This is a genomic window from Ferrimicrobium sp. (assembly GCF_027364955.1).
Lineage (GTDB): Bacteria > Actinomycetota > Acidimicrobiia > Acidimicrobiales > Acidimicrobiaceae > Ferrimicrobium.
In genome coordinates this window covers 1-4287 of sequence record NZ_DAHXOI010000057.1, presented here as the reverse complement: position 1 = coordinate 4287, position 4287 = coordinate 1, and the positions used below count along the sequence as shown (strand labels likewise).

Below are 4287 nucleotides of genomic sequence, written 5' to 3'. Positions count from 1 at the left end.
CGGTGGGACTCGGCTGCCAATCCGAAGCTGCCACCCGAGCTTGTCCAGCAAACAGGGCTAGCAGTGATGCAGGGTATACCTCTTTTTGTTTCTCTGTTGGTTGGAACATGGTAACTGCACATCTTCGGATATAGACTGTGTTGCCACGTTTCACAACCTGCACAGGTATTATTTCATCATCTATTACTGCATCAATCTTCATATCTCTCATTCCTTTTATTAAAGTTATCTATAATATCCTTTATCTTGTATGATAAAATAGTATTGTATGACACGCCATTGCTGTAATTGAACCATGAATCTGCTATTTTTCTTGCATCATCCAGATCGTTAGGATAGAGATGGTATTCCGTTAATTCATGGATTGCACGGTTCAATTCATAAGAATAATCATTTACTGGGATCTCAGGGTTATGTTCTTTGACATAGGCATAGGCATCATACTCAAGAATGGCATCGGAAATTGCAGCGTCCTTTGCCATGTTATCCTCTTCCTTATTTACAGTTGCAACCTTGCCTATTCCCCTGCCTACCAGTGAGGACACTACATTGTTAAATGCCTCATCTGCCTGTTCTTTAGTATAGATTTGTCCTTTCTGTGCAAACAGGTTTATGCTCTGGAGATCGTATAATACATCCCATTCAGATCCTACACTCTTGGCATAATCAATCAATCTGTCTGCAAGGGTGGATAATGCACCAGTTCTCGACAGACCACATGGCATGCCCGATTCTTCAACATAGACCTTGCACAGATCGTCAAGGACTTTTTGATGATCTGGATGATGTTCTTTTTTTACCGTTGTGGTTACTGGTTTCTTCTTTTCTGCTTCCTCTATTAATTTCTTTAGCCTTTCTTCTGTGTTTTGATTGGATACCCTCACTGATATCTTATATACCCCTTTATCTGGTTTTGAGATTTCAATAGGTTCATGGAGTATATTGGCATAACGCATAAAATATAGATACTGAGGCTGTCCCTGTAAGGCAACAGATATAGTTTTAGGATATTCAGATACAGGCTTTTCAGGCTCAGGTGGTTTAACAGTTTCCTTAGTATTGACTGGTATTGTGCGTGATTGCATTTCCCTGATTTCGTTCTGCAGCTGTTTTATTCTCTCCCTGTTTTCTATTGCAGATTCTCTTATCAGTTCTGCGATCTCCTCTCTGAGATGGTTTATCATGCCTGCCATATCAACCTGTATGGCATTGCTTTCTTCCTCATCCCTTACCATTCTCCTGATTGTCCTGCCTACATATTTTTCCTGTAAGGATTGAGACCTTTGTATGCCTATCTGGTTGGGCATATTCGTGCTTCTGCCTCCACTTGCATCAAGTGTCCATCCTGAGAGGATATATCCATTTGAGGATCCAGATCCAAGAAATGTAATATATTGTGAGAGTGTCATACCCGTATCTTTTGCCTCTCTGCATAGTGCCTTTCCCTTTTCTCCTGGATATGCATTTGAAAATTCATGTCCCTGATTATCCCTGTAATATAATCTTATTTCCCTTATACCATTGCAGCTGCTCGGATTGAAATATCTCTCCCTGTCCCTTATCATGCTTTCAAGTTGTTTATATTCATCTACAGAGAATTTTCCACGATTTGACTCAATATATTCTCTTATATTGGTAAATGAGGGTTCTGTATGTATTTTTGAAAGAATATTAAGCAGTTCTTCGTAGTTATATTCTCTGGATGCCATCGGCTTAATAACACATAACGATATATAAGTTATTTCTTAGTATGGTTTTCTATATTTCCTAAGATCCTTTGGATTAAAAGGTTTTCCTTTAGAATTTCGTTGTATAGCTTCATCGAACTGTTGGGTTACTTGGCTATGATTCAGATCTCCTTTCAAGTTTCCCAATGAATGTTTTACACTCTCTTTATATCTTACCATATCCGTCATTGTGTGTCGAAGATCAGAACCTATTAGCGATTTATAGTCCTCTGGAAATCCATTATTTAAATCAACACTCATAAAGGTGTTAATAAAATCTATGTTCTTGTTTATCTTTCCCATTAAATTTTCAAGATCAGTTATTTTCTTTTTAAGCACATTAATCCTTTCTGGCAATGACATAAATAATCAATGCAAACAATCATATAAACTTAGCACAAGAAATATTTATTACTCTCTTACTCATCACATAGATAAGATGATTAAAAATGAATGAGAAAAAGCTTAATAAATCCGTTGTTGAAATTGAGAAGAGTATAGAGAATGAGCAATTGGAAGATGGTTTAACCATATTGTCAGCTACTCTTGCACACACTCTTATCCTTGCAATCAATAACGGACATTTTGATCGTAGTAAATTGCATGTTTTTTTTGAGGAGATAGAGAGCAGGGTAATGACCTCAACAAAACAGGCACAGAAAAAGACTATTGGGATAAAGAGAGATGAAATTTACTGATTGCCTCTTTTTTCTTCATTTACCAGCAGTTTATCTTTAATAGCCTTGCTTAATTCTCCAAAGGCACACTCTACTCCTGCAATAACCTCTGATACATTATCATATTCCAGCCCGTCAAGAATCAACTGAACACAGGAAGAGTTAGCCTCCTGTGATGTCATGATTGTGTCATTGAATAACGGTATTATATTCTCATTTATGGAAAATACTGCTGTGGTTATATTTAGGGGATTGGCAGGGCATGGAAGATTGGTTCTTGCCTGCTGGTTATAACCTGCACATTGCTCTTCATTCCAGTGAATCAAAAAGGTATTAACATCAACCCTCGTAGCAGGTATTACAAATGGTTTTCCATTGTAATCTGGTGTAAGTTCGGATGAAAAACCTCCCTCAATCATAGACCATGTTTGCCCAGCATCAAGGGTAAAGACAAATGCCACAAATAATAATCCCGATGGTGTCTTTATTACTGCCAGTGGTGGTGAATTATTCTCTGTTCCCTGATCTACCAGTGGTATAGCCATTGTCGTGAATTTTGTGTCAAAGGCAGGGTTCTCTTCGTATATAGGCCAGAAAGCATTACCAAAAGGGTAGGTAGCCCTGAATAGTATGCCTGATCCTATACTATTTCCTGTATTTGAAAATGTCCATTTTACCGTGCCTTTATCCTGATTTTCCCATTCCCATGATATATTCAAATTTAGTGATATATCCTTTTTTACCGTTTGGTTAATTAATCCTCCAATTGCCATGTATATATAATTTGTTCAGGGTATATAAATTATCTTTCCTCTCCCAGTATGTCGTAGATCCTCATGGCATTTTCCTGCTCTGATGTGTTTGCAACATACACAAGGAAGATCTTTACATGTTTTCCTGGAGATGGTCGTAATACTCTTCCAAGCCTCTGCACTGGCGTTCTTGTCGATCTCACCAGCATTGAGGATAAGATTGCATTGGATATGTCTGGCAAGTCAAGACCCTCTGATATGGCATTGCCTCCTACCAAGACCCTTATGCTCCCGTCTCTTAATCCCTGTATAATTCTTCTTCTTTCTGGCGTTGATATGCCTGAATAAATGGATCCCTCAGATATTCCATGTTCTCTCAAGACTTTCTCAATAGATGTGATCCCGTCTATGGTATCTGAGAATATGATGAACTGACCTGGATTTGTTTGTAATATACTGATAATTTTATCAACTTTCTCTGGTGTCTCTGTTAGTAATCTTCTCTGTCTTGCATTAGCTGCCGTTGCTGATTTGGCAAGATTTCTAATCACTGGATCACTGGAACCTGCTGCTTTATTCCAGTCAGGTATAGGCCCTATGGTTCTGTTTGCCTTATTTATTATCTGCTGATTAAATTCATATTCCTTTTTCTCTTCCTCACTGAAATATACAGGCATCTGTTCAATAGTTACGGGTATTCTACCTGATCCTTTCTGGAAATCCTCTATTTTTTTGGAGAATACATTAGGGAAATACCTGTCCTGCATGGTTTTGCCCTCACCAAATTCCCTTACCGTTGCCGTCAGGCCTATGAGATGTTTTTGCATACCATTAGGAGCATTTAGAAGAGTCATAAGAATACGTGAATATTCCGGTGAAAATAAATGGTGTGCCTCATCAAAGATGATAATGTCGTATTGTGGTAAATGATCTAAGTTTCTAATGGCACTCTGGTAGGTTGATACTGTATATTCTCCCCATTGCTTCATACCGTTCCCTACGCCTGATGCTGTTATGCCTGATGCCTTAAACCCGTCATTGATCCACTGATCCAGCAGAACTGTTGTAGGAACCAATACCAGTGTCCGTCTTGGGCTTACGAAGTTCATAGGAGTCAATCGAAAGTTGATC

At 38.5% G+C, this 4287-nt stretch carries 6 protein-coding genes; 1 reads left to right on the top strand and 5 read right to left on the bottom strand.

The window, feature by feature from the left end; genetic code table 11:
* The 3 genes from M7Q83_RS13850 to M7Q83_RS13840 form a co-directional block, all read right to left on the bottom strand.
* The coding region (locus M7Q83_RS13850; RefSeq protein WP_298340135.1) for a hypothetical protein at positions 1-202 on the bottom strand (202 nt) is incomplete at its 3' end.
* Positions 192-1709, bottom strand: coding sequence for a hypothetical protein (locus M7Q83_RS13845; RefSeq protein WP_298340132.1), 1518 nt, complete (start codon positions 1707-1709; stop codon positions 192-194). The genes M7Q83_RS13845 and M7Q83_RS13850, both read right to left, overlap by 11 nt.
* Positions 1710-1745: 36 nt before the next feature.
* Positions 1746-2066, bottom strand: coding sequence for a hypothetical protein (locus tag M7Q83_RS13840; protein WP_298340129.1), 321 nt, complete (start codon positions 2064-2066; stop codon positions 1746-1748).
* A 110-nt stretch (positions 2067-2176) separates the two neighbouring features.
* Here M7Q83_RS13840 and M7Q83_RS13835 point away from each other — a divergent pair, with 110 nt between their 5' ends.
* Complete coding sequence (locus M7Q83_RS13835) at positions 2177-2425, top strand: hypothetical protein (RefSeq protein WP_298340126.1); 249 nt, start codon at positions 2177-2179, stop codon at positions 2423-2425.
* On the opposite strand, the gene M7Q83_RS13830 is transcribed toward M7Q83_RS13835, so the two are convergent.
* Positions 2419-3177, bottom strand: coding sequence for a hypothetical protein (locus M7Q83_RS13830; protein WP_298340123.1), 759 nt, complete (start codon positions 3175-3177; stop codon positions 2419-2421). The two genes, M7Q83_RS13835 and M7Q83_RS13830, sit on opposite strands and share 7 nt — an antisense overlap.
* A gap of 29 nt (positions 3178-3206) precedes the next feature.
* Positions 3207-4265 carry a helicase-related protein gene (locus M7Q83_RS13825; RefSeq protein ID WP_298340138.1) on the bottom strand — a complete coding sequence of 353 codons (1059 nt, stop codon included), beginning with the start codon at positions 4263-4265 and terminating at the stop codon, positions 3207-3209.
* Positions 4266-4287: the final 22 nt, after the last annotated feature.

What these genes read in the sequence shown, in the direction of transcription:
- M7Q83_RS13845 (WP_298340132.1), bottom strand. Translation starts at nt 1,709, where the DNA reads ATGGCATCCAGAGAATATAACTACGAAGAACTGCTTAATATTCTTTCA.
- M7Q83_RS13835 (WP_298340126.1), top strand. Translation starts at nt 2,177, where the DNA reads ATGAATGAGAAAAAGCTTAATAAATCCGTTGTTGAAATTGAGAAGAGT.
- M7Q83_RS13830 (WP_298340123.1), bottom strand. Translation starts at nt 3,177, where the DNA reads ATGGCAATTGGAGGATTAATTAACCAAACGGTAAAAAAGGATATATCA.
- M7Q83_RS13825 (WP_298340138.1), bottom strand. Translation starts at nt 4,265, where the DNA reads ATGAACTTCGTAAGCCCAAGACGGACACTGGTATTGGTTCCTACAACA.